The sequence below is a fragment of the Bifidobacterium sp. JNUCC 75 genome, assembly GCF_054819865.1.
In genome coordinates this window covers 832,296-853,333 of the sequence record NZ_JBTHIF010000001.1, presented here as the reverse complement: position 1 = coordinate 853,333, position 21,038 = coordinate 832,296, and the positions used below count along the sequence as shown (strand labels likewise).

Below are 21,038 nucleotides of genomic sequence, written 5' to 3'. Positions count from 1 at the left end.
CGTCCCGCGGCACATTCGACCACAATCTCCCGCTCACGCACCTGTACGCCCGGCAGTCGCTCATACTCAAGGCATGGAGCGGGCGAAGAGTGAGGACGAGTATGAACAAGCATAGACGGGTCAGCCTCTTGGCGGCTCTGGTTGCCTTGGCGACCCTTGCCGGTCCGGCGGCTCCTGCCGTGGCTGGCGGAGGATCGGGTCATGCCGGTGGCGGACCTGTGCCCCCCGGCGGCGAAAATGTCCGGATTTGGCAGGGTTGGGCCTACAAGGATGACGACCAGGGCGCTTTTGGCGGTTATGAGATAGGCAGCATAGACAGGGCGTTGTCCCAGATGGGTGTGGTGGATGGGGGCAATGCCACTACGGCCCGGGTCAAGCGTCAGGCTCTGGATGAGGCTAACGGCAACTGTCAGGCGCGCTTTAACCAGGCCCATGCAGACCAATCCGGACAGGGCCACTGCCGGGTAACCGGCGTGGGAGTGGTTGCTGGCTATCGGGGATCCCAACGTATCTTTGACGGGATCTGTGTGGCTATTCACAAGCTTTGGATGGATAACTGGCGAAGCCAGGTGGCCAACAGCACCTTTAGCAACCGCGGGGTGACCTACCGAACCGGCGACCCATTCTGGGATCAGCCCGAGGACAGTCTGGACAAATTTGCTGACGAGTATGCAGGCAACGAGAATGACATTTCCCTGGTGGTGATCATGCTCAACGACTACGAGCCCAAGCCGGCAGATCTGCCGCCGGATCCCCCTGACAAGGAAGTAGATCGTGGAACAAGCGCGGATGGGATGACCAATCGCACCCGTATCGTCACTGAAACCGGTCACGGCGGGCGAGAACTGACTTTTAGCGATGTCTTTAATCCTCAGGGCAAGCAGTACCGTATAAGCGGCCAGCATGTCAGGGACCAGACCAGCGGTGAAGATTTGACTGACAAATTCATTTTCAACACCGCCGAAGGAGCTAGGCCGCCTGGTGGCCGGGCCACAGCAACCTGGAAGGGCGGTGCTCTGCCGCAGAAACACCGCTGGGTGTGGCAGCTGGATGTGACTGTCGAGCGGCCAGAGACCGGGGTGATTCTGGACCAGGGAGGAGTCCACTGGAAGGGCGCCGCCCGGCAGATTGACCAGTCGACTCCGGAACGTCGTACACCCACATGGAAGCCCAGGCCCGACAAATCCTGGATCCTGCGAGATACGACTACGGGGGTGTGGAAGAGCGTCATAGACCCGCAGTGGAGTAACGGAACTGGGGCCGACGGGCATGCCTTTCTGGATGGGGATCGAGTGGGGTCGGTGGTCAACGCCACTGTCGAAGCCCATCTGATTGAGGCACCCAAGGTTTTCGCCCTGACTGACGACTGGATCGCTGCTGACTATCTGGTCGATCAGGACGGGGCTCGGGCCATTCGCATTTTCGTTGCCAAGGCCAAGGCGGATGCAGACGGGCACTACCGCCGCAGCAGCATCGAGGACATTGCTGCCAAGGGCAGGGATGTGACCGACCGTTTCGAGATCAGCGTGACCGGCACACGAGCGCGGGCACAAGCCAAAAGCGGATGGCTGAACGGCTTAAAGGGGATGGAGGACCCTATGCAGGTCACCATGCTGGTTCCCTTCACGGTCCGCTTTGCCAACGGCGGCGGCGCAGCCAAGGTCCGCAAGGATATGGGTGGAGCACCTGACCAGGAGCTGACCTTTTGCCGGGCTCCTGATGGCCATGGCAGCCAAGGCGAGCCTCTGACCAACTCGGGTTCCCAGACAGTCAACACGCAGAGTGTGGAGACCAACAAGCCAGGCATTTGCGGATACCTGCCTCCGGTACGCAAGGATGTAATCTCCGAGGCTGGTCAGGGCGGGGAGCAGGCCAGCGTTGACGGCAAGGGGGTCTTCCCCGGTCAGCGACTGGAATATCAGTTGGATACCCAGCCCAGCCTGCCCGACAATCTGGCCTATCCTGTCAAATCAATCATCCTGACGGATGTGTATGACCGCTGGTTTGTGCCCGACAAGCAGACCCTTGAGGTTACTGACCTGCAGAGCGGCGATATCATCGCCAAGACCGGATACGCCACAAAGTGGAAGGACAAGGACCACAGTTTGCGGGTGGCCATTACCAACCCCGCCCGTATCAGCAAGTGGCGGGCCGGGGGCAAACCCAGAATCCGCCTGCGCTTTGAGGGCAGGGTTGATCCCAAGGCTCCAAGGGATCATCGGGTGGGCAATCAGTGGTTGCTGACGCTGAACAATTCACTGACCCCCTCCAACCAAGTGAGCAATCCACCAGCTGACTTCCATCCCTCAAAGAGCGATGTCAGCGCGCATGATCCGGGCATCAGCATCGACGGCAAGGTGCTCTTTGTGGGTGACCGGGGAGTTTATCGAATTAGTCTGGACGCCCGCCGTAAAGACACCGCCTACCCGGTCTGGCGGCTGGGCATGACGGATGCCTACGACGCTCGGCATCTGGATATCGATCCCAAGAGCATTGAGGTCCTGGGCTCCGACGGCCGCGATTACACCAAGGCTTTCAATATCCAGGTAAGAAACGGTATGGTTCTGGTCTTCGCCAAAACTGTGGACACCTATGTTCCGGCCACAGGTGCGACCCTCAAAGGAGATCCTCAGCCTCCCGATCTGGCTGCCTATGCCGCTGCCCGAGGCCATAGTCCCCTCAGGGAGCCGGCCATTGACCAAGGCTTGCTGGGGCGCACCTACGATCTGGTCCTGCCTTACACGGTCATCCGTGCAGAGCCTGGTCACGTGGTGCGCAACCAGGCGACTCAGATAGTCAACGACATGCGCAAAGCCACCAATGTGGTCGCTAATCCGGTCAAACCGCTCAATCCCGCCAAGGATGTGGTAGTGGACGTGGGCGGGGACAGCGCTCACAGCAGCAGTCTCTACCGTGGCCGGCTCTTCCTCTATCGTCTGGACTCAAGTCTGCTGCCGGCCGGACGGGCCTATCCGCAGGTGAAAACCTGGCGGATCGAGGATCGGCTGGACCCCTCTGTGGACCGGTTCACCGGCCATTGGGCCGTCTACGCCAACCAGGATCTCTACGAGAATGGGCGCATCCTGATTCATCATGGACGGATTATGGCTGGTTCGGATATGTCCGCAGATATTCATGGCGGTCCCTTGTTCACGATGACCGCAGACCCGGCAGGTCTGGTCAAAGTGGAGGCTACACCGCGATATCTGGCATTGGTCAGCGCTTCAGGCGACCGCCCGGTCGGCTGGAGGGCCTACCTGCAATGTAGACGGCTGAAGAAAGTTGAACGTCATGAGAACCGATTTACTGAGTTCTATCAGGACAAGACCATGGTCTCCAACACGGTCTGGACCAGAACGCCCGATATGACCCCGGCACTGCATATCGAGAAGTTTGATCAGGCCGGCGGTTTGCCCAAGGGTGATCGGGATCAGCCGGAACAGGCCCTTCGAACTCATGATGATGTCCCCATTGTCTTCCGGATCACCAATGATTCTCCTCGCGATCCCGGCGATGGGACCGGAGCCATCTTCCCCGCCCGGCAACTGCGTTTGGAGGATCAGACAGTCGTTGGTCAGGGGCGGGTGACTGGGATTCGCTATCCCGACAACTGGTCGACCCTGATGCTACGACCTGGCCAGTCTGTAGCCGTGCATGCCACGGTGACGGGCATATCAGGTCGGCACACCGACAGGGCCAGGGTGATCGGCAGTCCCCTGGTGCCCTGTCCGGTAGAAGAGGATGCGACCCTTCCTGAGCGGGAAGATGCCGGCAAGGCTTCTGTACGGCCTGATTCCCGGGGCGTGATGGTCGACGGCCGTCTGCTGTGTTCGGATCGGGCTGTCCGTTCCAATAGCGACGATTGGAACGCCCTTGGGGAAGCATTGCCCGGAACAGGGGCAGCTGTAGCTCTTCCTCTGGCCATCGTTGCAGCGGCAGTCATGACTGGCTCGCTCCTCTTCGGCCTGGTCAGGCGGGCGTCCAAGGGCCGTAGGGGCGGCAGTGACCGCTGATTTCACACGTCCAGCCCATGCGTGTCCCCTGGTCTGTCGTCTTTCTCGCTGGGCCACTGCTCATCCAAGGGAGGCCGTGATCCATCGCAGGACAGGTAGACACGTGCGATGCGCATGCCGGCCCGTTCCGGCTCCAAGGTCAGCACGTGCCGACCGCCGGTCAGGTGGACGGCGGCCATCTCCGACCATCCCCAGACATGCTCCGTGGCGAAGGTCATCAGTCTTCCCCCTCGGGGGAAGATGTCGTCCGGGGCCAGCGGGTCGCCGTCCAAGATCACATGGCAGGAGTCCTCCAGGTCGGAGGCGAACTGGGCTAGGAGCCAGATCCGGTAGTTGCCTGGCCTGTCAACCTGGAAGGCCAGGTTTATGCCGGGAGCTCGGCCGGGTTTGGGCCAGAGCTGTTGCCTTGGCTCGGTCCGCATGGCCAGGCCCCGGCCCCTGTGAATGGGGGCGTTGGTAGGGACCCAGCAGCCCTTCCGACGCCTGCCATTCTGTGGACCATTCTGTGACAGCCAGGCGTTTTCGTCCTGTCTTAGGCAGTCGGCGGGCTCAAGGTAGATATGCTCTGGGGTCTTGTTGGCGTCATTGTCCTGGCTGAGCTTCTGCTCATGCTGATGCCCGGCAGGCCAGACCAGCTTCGGCCGTGTATACAAACCGCCGTGAAGCCAGTAGTCCTGATCGAAGTAGGGTACAGGTTCTTCCGGGGTGTGGTCCGGATCGATTCCGTAATCACTGATGGCCAGGTTCCGTAAGGGGCGGTCCAAGACCTCGGCCGTGGGCGTTGGCTGATGGTCCGTAATCTGATTGCCGGTCTGAGCCTTGTCTTTATGAAATGTGTGAGAGCTCCGGTTGTCGGTCTGTTTGGAGGGCTGTCTACCTGTCACCCAGGTACTGAAGGCCGGTCCCAGTCGGCTGGGCCGTTCCCGGCCGGTGTTGATCACGACTTTGTCGATGCCGAAGGAGTCGTCCACGGCGATCAGCTGCAGCCGGTGGGGTCCGGCCTTCAAATAGGGCAGGATCATGGCCAGCTGTTCGGCGTTGTATACGATGGTCTCCTGCCAGTTGCCACGGAACTCGTCAGTGGTGGAAGATTCCAGGATTTCGCCCTGGTCGCCATCCAGGCTGACACGCAGGCGAATTCGCCCACGTGAGTTTAGAGTGGGCAGCCGGTGAACCTCCAGACGATGGCGGCCGGGAGTCTTCAGCCAGAAGTCCAGACTCAGACAGGCCCCGCTTCCTGCTTCCGGGTCGCTCCAGCCCTTGGTCTGCATCAGGCTTGGGCCAAAACGTCCCAGGTCTTGCGTCGCTAGCCAAGCGGTGGCCTGAGTGAGGTCGGGGTTGACGCGTCCGCGTGAGGGATCCATGCTGATGTGGCCATCCGCCTCGACGTAGCCGGTGAATCCTTGTCTGAGGCCAGGATTCTCGCCTACTAGAACATCGACCCTGATCGGGGTAGACCAGGCTTTTTCAGTTGTCTCCGGCTTGCTGGGACGGGTGATGATGGTTAGAGTACCCTGGCGACCCGCATGTGTTGAGGCGTTTTCGACCTGGACATGGATTCGCCATTCATCCCTGACAATTCGTCGTTCCACTGGCAGACGGATCCAGTCCTGATCGGCGCTGATGCACACTTCCTGTGCAGGGCTTCCCATAAGGTCCAGGTCAATCCAACGGTCGGTGATGCCATAGGGATCGAAGACCAGCTTGGCGTGATTGCCATCGCCCGGGACTATGACGCCCTCCTGTGCTCCCTGTGGCGTCAGGATCAGTCCCTGGTTTGGTTGAACCCTCACCGGCCTGCAAGCCGGGTACTGAGGCAGCGTGGGAGGAGGGAACCTGTTGGGAGTGAGGATGCCGTCCCAACCGCCTTGTGCCAGCTCCTTGTTGTACCAATGGAGCAGAGCCCGGATCATCCCCTGGAAGAGATGGGAGATCTTCATCTGCCTGTCGGCGGCTGGCAAGGCGCTTCTGGCGGCCTCAAGGCGGCTGCGGTCCGCATGGTAGAACTGGGCGTTCACGTAGTAGGCCATGGCGATCTTCAGGTCCACCAGCGATCGATAGGCTTCGCGAAACTCTGGCTTCATGCTCCTGCCAAGATTGTGCGAGCGCTCAGCGAGTTCCCGTAAGGCTGCAAGGCGGCCGCCGGCCTCGTCGTCGTAACCTGTCTGGGTGAAGGAGTCCTCGTGCAGGTGCTCGATTTTGGTCTGATTGTTGATCCGGTAGTAGCTCATGCACAGGTCGGCCACCTCAGAGCCGCGATCGTCGGCGAAGGTCTGGTCGAACCAGGCGGCCACGAAGTCCCGGGCCGACAGACTGTGGTGATCCTCGTCTGCATTCCAGGCCAGGTGGAGGAAGTAGGATCCCTCCAGCTCCAGGCGCTTGATGGCTCCCAGATTATCTATCCATACCCGGCGGATGCCCCGATCCCAGCACTTGCCCAGCTGGTCGTTCATCAGAGCCAGGGGAGTGGATGAGGTGCAGCGGTAACTGGTCCTCGGTGGCGCCCAGTAGGAGCTGTGGTAGTAGACCCCATTGCCTCCGCTGCGTGTCCGTTCGGCCTGATTGGGGAAGCGACGCATATACCCGTAGTTGTCATTGACCCACATGATGGTCACGTCTTCGGGCAGGTCCAGGCCCGCGTCGTAGAGGGGCAGCACCTCCTTGTAGGGAATGAAGAGCTGGGGTACCTCCTGTGGAGGTCGACCCAGGTGCTGACGCAGGATGTCCCTCTGGTCGCGAATGATCCGACCGAGCAGATCGACCCGCGCTCGCAGGCGACCCTCCTGGTCCAGGTTCGGATCCTCGTCGATGGCGCGCGTGGTCAGGCCTGTGTCGTGTATGCCGCGCATGCCCAGGGTCCAGGTGACCTCGTAGTTCCGGTTCATGTCCACGCTCTGCGACCAGTAGCGCCGAATCATATCCCGGTTGTGTCCGGGCAACGAATAGTCATAGTCCACATGCGTGCCCTGCGAGGCCACCCAGGGGTCCCACTCATGCTGGTTGCTCCGCAGGAGCATGTCGCAGTGGCTGCTTCCGATGACAATCCCCATGCTCTGGGCAAGCCTGCCGTTACGCGGATCAGCATTGAAGGCGTTGACGTGCATGGCCGGCCACAGATAGTTGCCGCCCAGCCGCAGAATCAGGTCAAAGACTTTTTCGTAGGTCGTCGGCCCGATGGTTCCGTCGGGAGTGTGCAGGCGAGCCCAGTCGTCCAGCTCCTCTTCGTCGTTGATGAAGAAGCCCCGGTATTTGACCGAGGGCCAGTCGAAGACGCGCAGATCGTCGGGCAGGCATATCCGTTCATGGTGACGTGCCGGCACGTTCCCCCACCAGTGCAAGGGTGAGATGCCGATGGCCCGGCTGAGAGCGTAGATCCCGTAGACGGTTCCGCGCCGATCAGTCCCGGCGATATAGAGGGTGCCGTCGATGACCTGCAAGGTGAAACCTTCCCATCGATATTCTCCTTGGGGGTCCTTGAGCGGGGTCAGATCGAGCTGGTCGGAGCAGACAGCCGAGTCGATCCAACTGGAATGGCCCAGGGTGCCCAGGCAGATGGTCGGGCTGCTCTCGTCGATCAGATTGGTCGGTCTCTGGGTCCGGCCCGTGACGGTCGCAAAATCCCTCATCAGGTTGCTTGCCGCAATTTGCACGGCCGAATCCTCACCATGATCAAGCAGCCAATTAGGCTGGACCCCTGAATCGGCCAGAACTGCGCCCGACCCGGCATTCACTGGGATGGTTCCGGGCTGGGGATGAAACAAGGTGACCATGGTGGCGCTCCCACTGTCTGCTGATCAGGCGGATGCTCCGCCGCCTGTGTTCGGACACCCATAGGCTAACACCTGATTAGGAAAATTTTCAATAAGCAAAAAGATGAACGCGGCTGGCAGTGCTCGATGGCCGCCTCTCTCCATTACCATAGTTGGAGACGCTCACAGTCCAGCAGAGCCGGGAGGCGATCCGATGAGCAAGAAAGTGACGCTGGCCGACGTGGCTGCCAAGGCGGGGGTTGCGGTGTCCACAGCCTCCAAGGCGCTACGCAACAGCGCACAGGTCAGCGGTCCGACAAGGGCCAAGGTGTTCAAGGCCGCGGCGGAGCTCTCCTTTTCGCTCAATGAGCGTCAGAAACAGTCCCAACCTCCCAGCCTGCCAAAGTCGGTGGGGCTGGTCACTTCGGACCTGGACGGTCAGTTTTCCATGCCCATCCTGATCGGCGCGGAAAGTTACTTCGGAGTCGAGTCCATTCCGGTTTTTCTCTGCAACGCAGGCAGGGATCCGGCTCTTGAACAGCACCATATAGATAATCTGCTGGCCTATGGCGTCAAAGGGCTGCTGATGGTCGGATGGCGTACCGATCCGCGGCCAGCGCTGACCAGCTGCCCGGTGCCGGTTGTCTATGCCAATCAGGCGTCTCTGGATCCCCATGACTGCTCGGTTATCACTGACAACGAGGATATCGGGCGGCTGATGGTACGGCATCTGGTCGAGGGTGGATCCAAAAAAATCGTGCTGATTGCTGGCGATCCAGCCTTCCAGTCCTCGGTCAGGAGACTCAAGGGTGAGATGGCCGAACTGGATAGCCGTGGTTTGGCTGCTGTGCGTACAGTTCGGTATGGGGGCTGGAACGAAGAGACCGGACGTCGCACCATGATTGGCTTGCTGGATGAGGGCATCGACTTCGACGGCGTGGCTTGTGGCAACGACGAGATAGCCCGGGGGTGCCTAGATATCCTGCATGATCGGCATATTGCCGTGCCGGATAGGGTATCGGTGGTTGGGGTTGACAATCGTACGGTCATTGTCGGCAACTCGCGTCCTCCGCTGACCAGCGTCGACCTGAATCTGAAGGCCATCGGCACCAGGGCGGCCAGCTGCCTTGCTGACATGCTGGACGGCCGAGGTCACCAAGGTATCGAATGCGTCAAGGGCACGCTGGTCCAGCGCGCCTCTACCAGAATGCCGCTCTAAAGCAGTCCGTCGCTCAATTTCGGATATCACTGCAATCGCAATTTCACCGCCATAAGCGAGTCTTTCGCCCTTTAATCTTAAGAAACTTTTTCATTTGACAAATTTTTCTTTCCTTCTTATCATGACCATGTCGGAGTTGCCGATAGGCATTAGAGCCGCAGGTCGTCTGGTCCGGTTTCAAGTGCGATCGAGGTTGATCCTTTCGGCTCCTGCGCATCCCACTCGATGAAGAAGGGACATGTCATGACCTCGCACAAGGATGCATTGAACTCAGAGCGCGGATCATCCCGCTTCCGGCGGAAACAGACCTCGGACAGGCGTGGGCGCCGTCGGGAGAGCTTCGCTGAATATGCGCATCGTTGCTGGCCCCTGTGGGTGATGGTGCTTCCTGCCATCGTTTTTGTGGCCATATTCCATTACGGCCCCATGTACGGCATCCAGCTGGCCTTCCGCGATTTCGACTTCACCAAGGGCCTGACCGGTGGCAAATGGGTGGGCTTCTACTACTTCCGCCAGTTCTTCGCCTCACCCATGTTCAAGCCACTGATGATCAACACGGTCCGCATCAGTCTGTGGACCCTGGTCATGGGTTTCATCGCACCCATCATTCTGGCCCTGCTCATCAACCAGATCCATTCCGGCAAGGTCAAGGGATTTGTGCAGACCATCACCTATATGCCCCACTTCATCTCCACCGTGGTCATTGTGGCAATGATCAATCTCTTCCTTACCCCCTCCTCAGGGCTGCTGACCCGCTTTTTGGCTTTTCTGCATGTGGTGAATCCAAACTTCATGGGAGATCCCGCAGCCTTCACCCCCATCTACTGGATCAGCGAAGTCTGGCAGCATATGGGGTGGAATTCAATCATCTATCTGGCGGCTCTGAGCTCTGTGGATACGGCCCTCTATGAGGCGGCCAGAATGGATGGCGCCGGCCGCTTCCAGCTGATCCGCTACATCGACATTCCCGCCATCCTGCCTACTGCTGGCATTCTGCTCATCCTCAACATGGGAGGTGTGCTCAACGTGGGCTTCGAGAAGGTCTTCCTCATGCAGAACACCCTGAATCTGCCGGCCTCCGAGGTCATCAGTACATACACCTACAAAATCGGCATTTTGCAGAATCAGTTCTCCTACTCGACGGCTATAGGCCTGTTCAATACGGTGATCAATCTGATCTTCCTGGTCACCGCCAATCAAATCTCGAAGCGTATCTCCGACACCAGCATCTTCTGAATCCGGAAGGAAGCCGACATGAGCATCAACCATGGCATCAAGAGCAGCGGTATCCGGCGGCTCACCCATCCTCAGAGCTGGAAGGACCGATTTGCCGATCTGGTCATCGTCATTCTCCTCCTGGCGGTGGTCGCCAGCATCATCTACCCCATATGGTTCATCATCATCGCCTCGGTCTCCGACCAGACCATGGTCAATACCGGGCAGGTCAGCTGGCTGCCCAAGGGTTTCTCCCTGTATGGATTCCGGCAGATCCTCGGCGACGGACGCATTTGGAATGGATACAGGAACACCCTGTTGTACACGGTTGTCGGCACTGCCCTGAATCTGGTGGTCACCATGCCTGCGGCCTTTGCCCTTTCGCGCCGCGAGCTGCGAGGTCGCCGTCTGATCATGCTCTTCTTCACCGTGACCATGTTCATCAACGGCGGGCTGATTCCCACCTACCTGCTCTACAAGCAGATGGGCCTGCTGGATTCCTGGGCCGTCTTCGTCATCCCCGGAGCCGTCAGCGTCTACAATCTGATCATCGCCCGGTCCTTCTTCGAGACCAGCATTCCCGAGGATCTGCATGACGCGGCCCAGATCGACGGCGCGGGCTGGTTCCGTTATCTCACCCGCGTGGTGCTGCCCCTATCCAGTGCCATCGTTGCGGTCATCGGCCTCTATTACATGGTGGGCCACTGGAACGACTTCTTCACCGGCTTGGTCTACATCCGCACCTATGACAAGCAGCCCCTGCAGATAGTGCTCAGGGACATCCTCCTGTCGAATCAGGCTTTCCAGGGCGGATCGGGGGCCACCTCCGGGGCTGGATACGGCCAGGAATACGCCGACCAGATCAAGTATGGGGTCATCATCGTCTCTACCCTGCCCCTGCTGGTCATTTATCCCTTTATCCAGAAGTACTTCAACAAAGGTGTCATGATCGGGGCCATCAAGGGCTGACCGGTCCCTGCTTCATCGTTGCAGCAATGCATAGCCGTGATCAAACCAATCATCAGTCGAGAGAAAGGAAACATGATGAAAAACCATGAACCAAGGGGCATTCGCACCCATTTGGCTGCCGTGGGCACGGGTATAGTCGCCCTGTCCATGCTGCTGGCGGGGTGTGGCGGCTCATCCAGCAAGCCCAAAACCAATGCTGCTGGCAAGCCCGTCGTCACCATAGCCGTGGCTAAGCACCCCTTGACGCAGAAGATGTCCAAGATGGCCTGGCCCAAGCAGGTTGAGAAGGAGTGCGGCTGCGAGATCCAGTGGCAGGAGGCGAGCTCCGACTGGGATCAGAAGAAACAGGCCATGTTCGCAGCCGGGGACGTGCCGGATCTGATCCTCAAGGGTGTTACTCTGGCCGATTTGGCCACTTACAGCACCCTGTTCGAGGATCTGAGCAAGGACTTGGACAAGATGCCCAACGTCAAGAAGATGTTCACCACTGATCATGCCGCCAAGCGATCGGTCACCATGAAGGACGGATCCATATACATCCTGCCCTCAGTGGCCAAGGGGATCATGCCGGCCGATGCCAGCCACACATTCATCAACAAGCAGTGGCTGGACAAGCTGGGATTGCAGGTGCCGACCACCTGGGACGAGCTGGAGAATGTGCTCAAGGCCTTCAAGACCCAGGATCCCAACGGAAATGGCGAGGCTGACGAGGTGCCTTTCGACTTCTACTCGCCCTCCCCGGCCGGATTCGGCAAGAACGAGCCCGTACTCTTCCTTAATAGCCTGGGAATCGTAACATCATTGGGAAGCGCCCAAGGGTATTACGTGGACAAGGGTCAGGTCAAGTCCTTCTTCACTGATCCCAGGTACAAGCAGGTCGTGCAGTTTATGAACAGGCTCTGGCAGGACGGGGTCATCGCCAAGGATGCCTTCACCCACGATTACTCCACGGCGCAATCCACCGCCCGCGGCCAGGGCGACAACGCCAAGGTAGGGTTCACCTGGGGCTGGACTGCTACTGATCGGTTCGGCGCTCAGCTGGCCAAGCAGTACGTGACCATGTCGACGCTCAAGGCCAAGCCTGATCAGAATCCTGACGAGCTGGTCTACGACCACGTAGGAGACAAGTACGATTACAATGAATCAGCCTTGGCCATGTCAGCCAAGCCTTCGAACAAGGATGCTGTGCTCAAGGTGGTCAACGCCCTCTACGGCCAGGAAGTGTCTCTTCAGCAGTTCTGGGGCGACATGGGCAAGGATATCCAGAAGACCGGTGAGAAGTCCTATAAGATTCTGCCGCCTGCAGACTCCACCAAGGATCCCTCGACATGGAAGTGGTCGCAGACCCTGGCCGATGGTTCGCCATACTGGATTCGCCCGGACCTGAAGATCGAGCTGCCGGCGGATGTGCAGGAGGCCCATAGCCAGGTCAAGACCTTGGAACCCATCCTCAGCCATGTCGATCCCAAGCGTGACATCCTACCCGGCGGACTCAAATTCTCTTCGGCTGACAACAGCACCTTGCAGAACAACAACACGACCATACTCAATACGGCCATGACCAAGTTTGCGCAATGGACCACCAAGGGGGGAGTGGATGCCGAATGGGATCAGTACCTGGACACCCTCAAGAAGGCCAATCTGGACCAGAACATCAAGCTGGAGCAGAAGGCCTATGACGAGTACTACGCAAAGTAAACATCTGGGCAAGTGAATGATTGGGCTGTTCGTACTTGCCTGAAAAGCGTCCAACGGTCGAGGCGGGCGATCCTTTAGTGGACCGCCCGCCTTATGTTTGGCCCCACTGCCGCCAGTTCTGCGTTACGGCTGAATCTTCGTATAGCTGGGGATATCGGCTTCCAAGCATATGCCGCAGAAGTTCTGACGCGAAGGGTGACGGTGTCAATTCTCCTCAGCGTCCAGCAGCACCACTCCCTGGGGCGGATTGCTGTCGATGGCTCCCACGGTCTCGTGCGGCAGGTAGGGCTCCTCCATGGAGGCGATTTCTTCAGGCGTGAGCTCCAAATCCAGCGCAGCCGCAGCGTCGTCAAGATGCCGGGCCTTCGTGGCGCCGATGATTGGTGAAGCGACGCCTTTGGCCCACTGCCAGGCAATGGCTACCCGGGCCATAGGAACGTTGTGTCGCTCTGCCACCCTTTGCACGCGGCCAATAATGGTAAGGTCGTTGTCTTCGGCCCGGTCGTACTTGCCACGCGAGACCTTGTCGGTGGCGCTGCGCAGAGTGTCGGCTGTCCAGGTGGGACGTGTCAGATGGCCGGCGGCCAGAGGGCTGTAGGGCATGAGCGAGACACCCGTCTTTTTGCAGAAGGGTATCAGGTCCTTCTCGTCCTCCCGGTAGAGCAGGTTGTAATGGTTCTCCATGGCGCTGAACGGGGTCCAACCGTTGTCTTGGGCGACTTTCTGCATGTCCTGAAATTGGCTGGCATACATGGCTGAGGCGCCCAGCGCCCGCACCTTGCCGGCCTGAACCAGATCGTTCAGTGCTTCCATGGTCTCCTCGATGGGTGTTTCATAGTCGAACCTGTGGATGATATAGAGGTCCAGGTAGTCGGTGCCCAGCCGCTTGAGCGTCCCCTCGATCTCCCGATGGATGGCCTTGGACGAAAGGCGCCCCTCATTGAAATAGACCTTGGATGCAATGACCACCCGCTCGCGGCTTGTATGCTTTCTAAGCGCCTTTCCCAAGTATTCCTCACTGGTTCCAGCGGAGTAGCCGTTGGCCGTATCGAAGAAGGTGATGCCCAGATCGAGTGCGTGCGCAACGACCGCGTCAGTCCCCTCCTCGTTCAGTGTCCAGTCGTGCATGGTGCCTGGTTTGCCGAAGCTCATACACCCCACGCAGATCTTCGATATGTTGATGCCCGTTTCGCCTAGTTGTGTGTACTGCATTTAAGCCCCTTGTCCTTCCTTGGTGCAGATGCAATCATGCTAGCAAGTTCGAGTCGGTGGAAGTCTACTTCTTTGGTTTGGGCAGTGAGCAAAGACAGAGAAAAGGTCGTCTGAGCCTTTTATCGATGACCTGTTATGAACCGTAACAAGCAGTATAAGAAGGTAAAGAGCTTGAATGTGAGTGAATGCAGTCATTATTGATGGCAAGGGTTGGGCTTTGGGCTTGATACTTGCCCAGTTGAATGTGTGTAATGACCTTTTGGGCGAGCGAAGTCGAGTGGACACTGCCTTGGGATCCTCTGCGCTTCCGTCCTTTTGCTCTGTTCAGTGCCCCAGAATGCGTCGATACAGGTTGCTTTATTTTCTGAGGGTGGTTTTGGGGTCAGCAAGTCCTCAACCTTTCAGTCTCGAGTCTTGTTAACGGTGAAATTGAATAGCGAATATAACCGTCTCGACAGGTCGTGATTGATGTTTATTTATGCACGTGGGTCATATACGTACTTTGTTCTTTGGAATAGGTGTGATCCGAGCAATGCGGGCAGGCTAGTCGCCAACTGGATATGTCATTATTCTCCGTTGATATAATTGATGTAACAGTTGAAGCTAACCTTTAACGAAGAGGGCTCACGTGGCAAGAAGAACTGATATGAGCTGCGTTGCTTTTTCGCATTTGTTGCGTTTCAAACGCTCGCATTATCCTTATTCCGATAGGTACCTTAGCGAGGTAAACAATTCGCCGGATACGTATGCAAGAACAGAAAAACAGCATATGGTGCACTGGTTTGCAGACAATGCGACCCATGGATCAGGCGCCTATTCCCGGCAGAAGCCGAATAACAGCGCCAAAAGTTGCTTCAACAAATTGGAGAACGCTGCGTCGTTGTTGTGGATTGCCGAGGCGGTTGGCATTGAAGAGCCGGTTGTAGCAGCAGCTTTCGAGGCTGCAAGGCAGGCGGGAGACTATCGCAGGGCTTGTGGCGCGATCCGCAAGATTATTACCTGGTCCATGATTATCGAATCCTTGTAATGATATCGACGTAGATCAAATATACTTTTTTATTAAGTGCCATAAGTATTCAGTTTTCAATGCAGACTGCTTAGAGCAAAGGTAGTTTTTAACACAGGTTTGGAAAGAGAAAGTTGCATATGCCTGAGATTGTTTGTCCCAAATGCGGAACCGCATTCACTATTGACGAGGCCGGATATGCCGATATCCTGAAGCAGGTTCGTGACAAGGATTTTGACAGGCAGCTTCATGAACGGCTTGAGCAGGCTGAACGCGAGTATAGCAAGATCCGCGAACTGGACCAGGCACAGGCCGAGCAGACGCTGCAGAAGACCAAAAGTGCCAAGGACGCCCAGATACAGGAGCTGCAGGCAAAGCTGGAATCCGAGCAGGCTGCAAAGGAATTGGCTGTTTCAGAAGCCTTGAGGAAGGTCGAGAAAGAGAAAGACGATCTGAGCGCCAAGCTGGACAAGGCCGAGTCTGAGAAGCAGCAGGCGCTCGATCTGGCCGAGGCCAATTCCAAGAGCGAGCTGCAGAAGGCGGCTGCAGACAAAGATGCCGAGATCGTCAAATTGCAGAATCAACTGGATGCTTTTGAGTTGCAGAAGAGGCAGGAGCTTGCCCAAGCGCTGAGTCCGGTGGAGAAGGAGTGTGATGATTTCAAGGGCAGGCTTGAGAGGCTGCAGCTTCAGAAGGAATCGGAGGAGAAGCTCTCCAAGGAGCAGCTGAAGTCGCAGCTGCAGGCGGTTGTCTCAGACAAGGATTCCGAGATAGCGGAGCTGAAGAGCAGTCTGGACAAGGCAGAGCTGCAGAGCAAGATCGAGGCCAAGTCCCTCAAGGAGCGCTATGAGGTTCAGATTCAGGATCGTGACGATCAGATTGAGCGGCTACGTGATCTGAAGGCGAAGCTGTCCACCAAGATGGTGGGGGAGACGCTTGAGCAGCATTGCCAGATCGAGTTCAACAAGCTGCGCTCCACGGCCTTCCCCAATGCCTATTTCGAGAAGGACAATGATGCCAGGACGGGCAGCAAGGGCGACTTCATCTTCCGTGACAAGGACGATTTCGGCACGGAGATCGTGTCCATCATGTTCGAGATGAAGAATGAGACGGACACTACCTCCACCAAGCACAAGAACGAGGACTTTTTCAAGGAGCTCGACAAGGACAGGCAGGAGAAGCATTGCGAATACGCCATTATGGTCTCCCTGCTGGAGCCTGACAGCGACCTGTACAACACGGGCATTGTGGATGTCTCCTATCGCTACCCGAAAATGTATGTCGTCCGTCCGCAGTTCTTCATTCCTATAATCACCCTGCTTCGTGATGCCGCCAAGAACTCTCTGCAATACAAGAATGAACTTGAAGAGGTGAAGGCACAGAACATCGATATAACGCATTTCGAGGAAGAGCTGGACTCCTTCAAGAGTGCTTTTGGACGCAACTACGATATCGCCTCAAAAAAGTTTAAGAATGCAGTAGAGGAGATCGACAAATCCATCAACCACCTGAACAAGATAAAGGATGCCCTACTGGGCTCTGAGAACCAGCTTCGTCTGGCCAACAATAAGGCACAGGATGTGACCATACGAAGACTGACCAGAAACAATGAGACGATGAAAGCCAAATTCGACGAACTAAATAAGTCGAAGGCGATAGAAGCCTGAGACTATGAACAGTGCAGTCATGTGAGGTGATGGGCCTAAACGGCTATCTCTGGTTTGTGGTTGGGCCGTCCATCGCCCGTCCATATCCGTCCATATTTGACTGCACCATACTGGCCAGTGTTCCGAACGGCCGCAAATACGCTGAGACAGAAAAACGATATAGAGAAATAAAGGCTCGGAATCCAAACGGTTCCGAGCCTTATTGGTAGCGGGGTCAGGATTTGAACCTGAGACCTCTGGGTTATGAGCCCAGCGAGCTACCGAACTGCTCCACCCCGCGTCGGCTGTTCAACACAGCAGTTATCTATGTTACGGATTCCAGCGCGCTTGTCAAGTCCGTGTGTGGGAAGGCCTACGCTGGGCCATAATGGAGTCATGCCTATCACCATCCCCACCGGATTGCCGGCCAGATCCATCCTCGATTCGGAGCGTATCTTCGCCCTGGAGAGCCACGAGGCGGAGCGCCAGGAGATGCGTCCGCTCAGGCTGGTCATCCTCAATCTGATGCCTACCAAGGTGGAGACCGAAACCCAGCTGCTGCGGCTGATTTCCAAGTCGCCGCTTCAGGTGGAGATTGACTTCATGAAGACCTCCACCCATCAGGCCGTGCACACCAGCATGGATCACCTGGTCAAGTTCTACGAGAATCTGGATTCCTTCAAAGACAACTGCTATGACGGTCTTGTCGTGACGGGCGCCCCGGTGGAGCAGATGGATTTCGAGCAGGTCGACTACTGGGAGGAGCTGACCCGCATTCTGGACTGGTCGTCTACCCATGTTTTCTCAACCATGTACTTGTGCTGGGGGGCCATGGCCGGGCTCTACTACCGTCATGGCATCGCCAAGCGCAACCTGGACCGCAAGGTCTTCGGGGTCTTCCCACAGTATTTGCAAGACGAGTACTGCTTCATCACCAATGGCTTCGACGAGATTGCCCTGCAGCCCCACTCCCGCTGGGCCGGGGTGGACGAGGACCAGGTGCGGGCCTGCCCGGATCTGCAGGTGCTGACCTGGGGTCCTCAGTCAGGTCCAGGGCTTATCAGCACCCAGGATTTCTCAGAAATCTTCGTGCTGGGCCACTGGGAGTATGACCGTGACACTCTCGCTCACGAGTACCAGCGTGACATGGCCAAGGGCCTGGACCAGGTGCCTTTCCCGGTCAACTACTACCCACATGACGATCCCGCACTGGAGCCGGTCTTCTCCTGGCGGGCCCATGCCAACCTGCTCTGGCGCAATTGGCTGAACTGGGTCTACGAGACCACCCCTTATGACCTGAACCAGGTGCCGACTCTGCGAGCAGCGGGCCAACTAGGCACCGACCGATCCATCAGACACGCTCCTGGAAGCCCACGCGCCGACGGATATCGTCCCTTGACCGGTGACGGGTACGGGCTTATTCCTGGCGTTGTTAATAGTTGATGACGTTTAAATTAAATTAGTCATCAAACTGTCCACACCGCGGGGCGCATTCAACCTGTGGCCACTATCTGTGACACACTGGATGAATCCATGGTTACCGTGGCTCTTGGTGTGGGCTACACTACCCATACGGTGCAGCTATGAGTCACATACGCGCTATAGTGTTCACTGTGTCGTTCAGGAGGCGATAGATGCTAGAGGCAATGGGAAGTGAAGCTTTCAGTCTGGCCATGGCCAAGCCGAGCGAGCTACCCACCATCGAAGATTTCCTGCCTCCTGAGATTCTCTTCCAGGGAACGCCCTTCGCCATGAACAGGATCATCCTGATCAGGTTCGTGGCCATGGTCATTATCCTTCTGGTGCTGGGAATCACTGCCGCCAGGGCCAAGCTGATCCCCTCCCGCTGGCAGGGGGCTATTGAATGGGTCATTGAATTCATCCGCGACTCGGTCGTCTACGACACCCTGGGCGAGATTCGGGGCAAGCGCTACGTGCCCATGATTACGACCATCTTCCTGACTATCCTGGTCTTCAACCTCTGCGGCATCGTGCCAGGCATGAACATCGCGGCAACAGCGACCATCACCATGCCTTTGGTATTCGCCATCTGGACTTTCTGCCAGTACATGGTGACGGGATTCCGGGAGCAGGGCGTCTGGGGCTATTTCAAGTCGGAACTCTTCCCGGCTGGAGTGCCCTGGCCTCTCTATATCATTCTGACGCCCATCCAGCTGCTGGAGATGGTCATCGTCAAGCCGGCCTCCCTGACCATTCGACTCTTTGCCAACATGATCGCCGGCCATCTGCTGGTGGCGGTCAGCCTGGCCTTCACCCAGTTCTACATCATAGAGGCCAGCAACAAGCTCTTGGCCCTGGCTGGCGTGGGCTGGTTCGTTCTTGGCTTCGCCCTGACGGCCTTTGAAATCTTTGTAGCGGCCCTTCAGGCCTATATCTTCGCCATCCTGACCACGGTCTACATCTCCATGAGTTACCCTGAGGAAGGTTGAGCGAAAAGAAAAGCCGCGGTCGGCGCTTCAGGCGGTCGCAGCCCACATATTTATCGGTTCCGACCAGTAGACGGGGTCGGGGCCGAACCACAATCCAAGAACCGGCAACGGTGGAGGAAAGGAAAATAAATGGACATCATCACACTTGCTGAGGTCTCCGGCAATCTGAGCATCCTGGGATACGGCATTGCAGCTCTCGGCCCCGCACTGGGTCTGGGCATCGCCGTCGGCAAGACCGTCGAGAGCATGGCTCGACAGCCTGAGATCAGCGGGCAGCTGCGTACCACCATGTTCATCGGTCTGGCTCTGATCGAGGTGCTGGCCCTGCTGGGCTTCGTGGCGCTCTTCATCGCGTGAACTGTGCGATTCCTGCATGATCCGGCTTCGATAAGGGAAAGGAGGAGCCAATGTACGCTTTAGCGGCAGGCAAGGGGATCCAGTTATTCATCCCCCAGGTTTATGACATTGTGTGGTCGCTGGTCATCTTGGTCATCCTGGCCGTCTTCTTCTACAAGTTCTTCATGCCCAAGTTCCAGGCCATCTTCGATGAGCGCTCGTCCAAGATCGAGGGCAACATCCAGAAGGCCGCCAAGGCTCGTGAAGAGGCGGATCAGGCCCGCAAGCAGTATCAGGATCAGCTGAGCAAGGCTCGTGTGGAAGCTTCCCAGATCCGGGATGACGCCCGAGCTGAGGCCTCCAGGATCGTGGCGGATGCCAGGACCCGGGCAGAGACCGAGGCCAACCAGATCACCGAGAACGCCCAGCGATCACTCAAGTCCCAGCAGCAGCAGGCGCTGGTCTCGCTCAAGGGCGAGGTGGGCACACTGGCTACGGCTCTTGCCGGTAAAATTCTGGGCTCGCAGCTTCAGGATGATGCCGTGCAGTCCTCCATGATCGACTCGATCATTGCGGACCAGGGCGGCCAGTCCTCGGACAAGCGGCAGGCATGATGACTGATTGGCGGACGATGGGTACGTCGATTCCGCGAAAGGGGAGGTGACATGCGAGGAGAGACTTCGCTGAGCTCCGACAAGGAGACCAGGGCCAAGTACGCCCCTTTGCTGAAGAGCAAGGGAAAGGATGACCTCCGCGTGGCCATGGAGCTCTATACCTTCGTGGCCCTGCTTGATGCCAACAGGCCCCTGGAGCGTGCGCTGACCGACCCCTCCCGTCCAGCTGAGGACAAGTGGCAGGTGATCGACACCATCCTGGCTGACAAGGCCGATCCGCTGACCGTGGATATCCTCCATGATCTGACTGATCATCAGTGGAGCCGTGTGGTGCACATCGCCAACGCGGCCGAGGACATGTCAGTGGATGCCACCGCTTATTACGCCGATGCCTTGGGCATCACCAACCAAGTGGCCGGCGAGCTGGCTGAGATTCATTCGGCCCTGCTGGGTATGCCTCTTGTGCTCTTCCGGCTCTCGGATGAGTACAGCGATTCCAGAGCTCGAGCCGACCTGCTCAGGGCGCTCCTGGCTGGGCAGCATATGCATCCGGTCACCGAGCAAATGGCCCTGAACGCCACCGTTGATCTGCGCGGACGACGCTTCCCTGACACCATCGTTTGGTTGGTGGATCGCTTCTCCGAGCACATGGACCAGGTCATGGTCACCGTCACCACGGCGGTTTCCATGAAGGACGAACAGGTCAGTCGCCTGCAAAAGGTCTACGGGCGCAAGCTGGGCAAGCCGGTCCACATCAACTCGGTGGTCGATCCCTCGGTCCTAGGCGGCATGAAGGTCCAGTACGGCTCGGTCTCCACCGACGGCACGGTGGCCACCCAGCTGAAGCACCTGCGGCGGCGGATGGCCGTGGCAGGATGAGCGGGGAACCGACAGACTTGAACAAGAACAGA

14 protein-coding genes and 1 tRNA gene are annotated in these 21,038 nt (G+C 57.8%); 12 read left to right on the top strand and 3 right to left on the bottom strand.

Going from position 1 to position 21,038, the window contains the following annotated elements; translation table 11 throughout:
- Positions 1 to 101: 101 nt before the first annotated feature.
- Positions 102 to 4,013: an LPXTG cell wall anchor domain-containing protein gene (locus ACVWNW_RS03610; RefSeq protein ID WP_454483085.1), complete on the top strand. Its 3,912-nt coding sequence runs from the start codon at positions 102 to 104 to the stop codon at positions 4,011 to 4,013.
- A 2-nt stretch (positions 4,014 to 4,015) separates the two neighbouring features.
- Here ACVWNW_RS03610 and ACVWNW_RS03605 read toward each other — a convergent pair whose 3' ends face one another.
- The gene (locus ACVWNW_RS03605; RefSeq protein ID WP_198191309.1) at positions 4,016 to 7,783 is read right to left on the bottom strand and encodes a glycosyl hydrolase 115 family protein; all 3,768 of its coding nucleotides are present in this window, start codon (positions 7,781 to 7,783) and stop codon (positions 4,016 to 4,018) included.
- Positions 7,784 to 7,976: 193 nt separating this feature from the next.
- On the opposite strand from ACVWNW_RS03605, the gene ACVWNW_RS03600 reads away from it, so the two are divergent.
- The 4 genes from ACVWNW_RS03600 (at position 7,977) to ACVWNW_RS03585 (ending at position 12,863) form a co-directional block, all read left to right on the top strand.
- Positions 7,977 to 8,981 carry a LacI family DNA-binding transcriptional regulator gene (locus ACVWNW_RS03600; protein ID WP_454483083.1) on the top strand — a complete coding sequence of 335 codons (1,005 nt, stop codon included), beginning with the start codon at positions 7,977 to 7,979 and terminating at the stop codon, positions 8,979 to 8,981.
- Positions 8,982 to 9,224: 243 nt separating this feature from the next.
- Positions 9,225 to 10,217, top strand: a complete 993-nt coding sequence (locus tag ACVWNW_RS03595) for an ABC transporter permease (protein ID WP_046323394.1) — start codon at positions 9,225 to 9,227, stop codon at positions 10,215 to 10,217.
- An 18-nt stretch (positions 10,218 to 10,235) separates the two neighbouring features.
- Positions 10,236 to 11,165, top strand: coding sequence for a carbohydrate ABC transporter permease (locus ACVWNW_RS03590; protein WP_052733382.1), 930 nt, complete (start codon positions 10,236 to 10,238; stop codon positions 11,163 to 11,165).
- Positions 11,166 to 11,237: 72 nt separating this feature from the next.
- Entirely contained in the window at positions 11,238 to 12,863 is a 1,626-nt protein-coding gene (locus tag ACVWNW_RS03585) for a type 2 periplasmic-binding domain-containing protein (RefSeq protein ID WP_082097803.1), read from the top strand.
- Between the two features lie 204 nt (positions 12,864 to 13,067).
- On the opposite strand, the gene ACVWNW_RS03580 is transcribed toward ACVWNW_RS03585, so the two are convergent.
- The gene (locus ACVWNW_RS03580; RefSeq protein WP_454483080.1) at positions 13,068 to 14,075 is read right to left on the bottom strand and encodes an aldo/keto reductase; all 1,008 of its coding nucleotides are present in this window, start codon (positions 14,073 to 14,075) and stop codon (positions 13,068 to 13,070) included.
- A gap of 628 nt (positions 14,076 to 14,703) precedes the next feature.
- Here ACVWNW_RS03580 and ACVWNW_RS03575 point away from each other — a divergent pair.
- Both ACVWNW_RS03575 and ACVWNW_RS03570 read left to right on the top strand, forming a co-directional pair.
- Complete coding sequence (locus tag ACVWNW_RS03575; protein ID WP_461196317.1) at positions 14,704 to 15,102, top strand: hypothetical protein; 399 nt, start codon at positions 14,704 to 14,706, stop codon at positions 15,100 to 15,102.
- A gap of 119 nt (positions 15,103 to 15,221) precedes the next feature.
- Positions 15,222 to 16,748, top strand: a complete 1,527-nt coding sequence (locus tag ACVWNW_RS03570) for a DUF2130 domain-containing protein (RefSeq protein WP_454483076.1) — start codon at positions 15,222 to 15,224, stop codon at positions 16,746 to 16,748.
- A 203-nt stretch (positions 16,749 to 16,951) separates the two neighbouring features.
- On the opposite strand, the gene ACVWNW_RS03565 is transcribed toward ACVWNW_RS03570, so the two are convergent.
- A tRNA-Met gene (locus ACVWNW_RS03565) sits at positions 16,952 to 17,028 on the bottom strand.
- 95 nt (positions 17,029 to 17,123) lie between these two features.
- Here ACVWNW_RS03565 and ACVWNW_RS03560 point away from each other — a divergent pair.
- From ACVWNW_RS03560 to ACVWNW_RS03540, 5 genes are all read left to right on the top strand, one after another.
- The gene (locus ACVWNW_RS03560; RefSeq protein WP_110425820.1) at positions 17,124 to 18,170 is read left to right on the top strand and encodes a homoserine O-succinyltransferase; all 1,047 of its coding nucleotides are present in this window, start codon (positions 17,124 to 17,126) and stop codon (positions 18,168 to 18,170) included.
- A 191-nt stretch (positions 18,171 to 18,361) separates the two neighbouring features.
- Positions 18,362 to 19,177, top strand: coding sequence for a F0F1 ATP synthase subunit A (gene atpB, locus ACVWNW_RS03555; RefSeq protein ID WP_015022487.1), 816 nt, complete (start codon positions 18,362 to 18,364; stop codon positions 19,175 to 19,177).
- A 129-nt stretch (positions 19,178 to 19,306) separates the two neighbouring features.
- Complete coding sequence (gene atpE / locus ACVWNW_RS03550; RefSeq protein WP_015022486.1) at positions 19,307 to 19,534, top strand: ATP synthase F0 subunit C; 228 nt, start codon at positions 19,307 to 19,309, stop codon at positions 19,532 to 19,534.
- Between the two features lie 50 nt (positions 19,535 to 19,584).
- The gene (locus tag ACVWNW_RS03545) at positions 19,585 to 20,127 is read left to right on the top strand and encodes a F0F1 ATP synthase subunit B (protein ID WP_313840819.1); all 543 of its coding nucleotides are present in this window, start codon (positions 19,585 to 19,587) and stop codon (positions 20,125 to 20,127) included.
- 51 nt (positions 20,128 to 20,178) lie between these two features.
- Positions 20,179 to 21,006 carry a F0F1 ATP synthase subunit delta gene (locus tag ACVWNW_RS03540; RefSeq protein ID WP_454483073.1) on the top strand — a complete coding sequence of 276 codons (828 nt, stop codon included), beginning with the start codon at positions 20,179 to 20,181 and terminating at the stop codon, positions 21,004 to 21,006.
- Positions 21,007 to 21,038: the final 32 nt, after the last annotated feature.